Annotated in this window: 3 protein-coding genes; all 3 read left to right on the top strand. The window is 22.7% G+C overall.

Annotated features, from left to right (window positions below; all coding sequences use genetic code 11):
• The first annotated feature begins 3 nt into the window (after window positions 1-3).
• Genes D9T19_RS14895 through D9T19_RS14420 form a run of 3 tightly spaced genes read left to right on the top strand, consistent with a single transcriptional unit; the run spans window position 4 to window position 756 of the window.
• Complete coding sequence (locus D9T19_RS14895; RefSeq protein ID WP_369122574.1) at window positions 4-162, top strand: DUF1007 family protein; 159 nt, start codon at window positions 4-6, stop codon at window positions 160-162.
• Window positions 163-213: 51 nt separating this feature from the next.
• On the top strand, window positions 214-468 hold the full coding sequence (locus D9T19_RS14415; RefSeq protein ID WP_121628938.1) for a DUF2116 family Zn-ribbon domain-containing protein: 255 nt from the start codon (window positions 214-216) through the stop codon (window positions 466-468).
• Window positions 469-483: 15 nt separating this feature from the next.
• On the top strand, window positions 484-756 hold the full coding sequence (locus D9T19_RS14420; RefSeq protein WP_121628939.1) for a DNA repair protein Rad50: 273 nt from the start codon (window positions 484-486) through the stop codon (window positions 754-756).
• The last annotated feature ends 23 nt before the right edge of the window (window positions 757-779 follow it).

The following is a 779-nucleotide window of genomic DNA, read 5'->3' on the forward strand; positions in this document are numbered from 1 at the left end:
ATAATTTTATTTTTTGTTTCAACTATAACTTTATTTGCCCATCTTCATACTTTCATTGATATCTTTTCTAAAATTTATAATAATGAAAATAGGATAACTTCAATATCTATGATGTGGAAATTTAATGAAATGACATCAGAACTTCTAATTATGGAAATTTGATAAAAGAGAATAAAAATTATAGATTTTACTTGCATATAAAAAGGAAAAATAATGTCAAATTGCCCATACTGTAGTAAAAAAATACCTATGAATAAAGCTTTTTGTTCTAAAAGCTGTAAAGAAAACTATTTTCAAATGATTTCAATACAAATTCCTCAACCATTTTTAAAAAGAATATTTATATTTTGTACTTTGGAACAAAGAGAGATAGAAATTGAAAATTTTTCTAAAAGACATGGTTGGGAACATGAACTTGTTAAAAAGAAGATTGATAATTACGTAATCAAATTGGGTTATGATAAATAAAAAATAAGGGAATAAGTGAAAAATATAAAAATAGAATTAGAAAGTATAATATTTAATGTGATGCTACCAGAGTTACAAGCTTTTTTAAATGAGTTAAATGAAGAAATAGAAAAAGGAAATGAAGAAGAAGAGATAATTGAAGCAAAAAAAGATATTGTATCTTTTATTGAAGAATTAAATCAAATTTTAAAACTGATTGAAGAAAAAAAACTATCAAATAAAGATGCAAAAGATATGTATAAAAAAATTAGGAATATGCTTGATGAACATGATGATGGAGAAGATTAAACAAGAGCAAAGAATGTAGTAAT

Origin of the sequence: Poseidonibacter antarcticus (assembly GCF_003667345.1) — a bacterium.
Taxonomy (GTDB): domain Bacteria; phylum Campylobacterota; class Campylobacteria; order Campylobacterales; family Arcobacteraceae; genus Poseidonibacter; species Poseidonibacter antarcticus.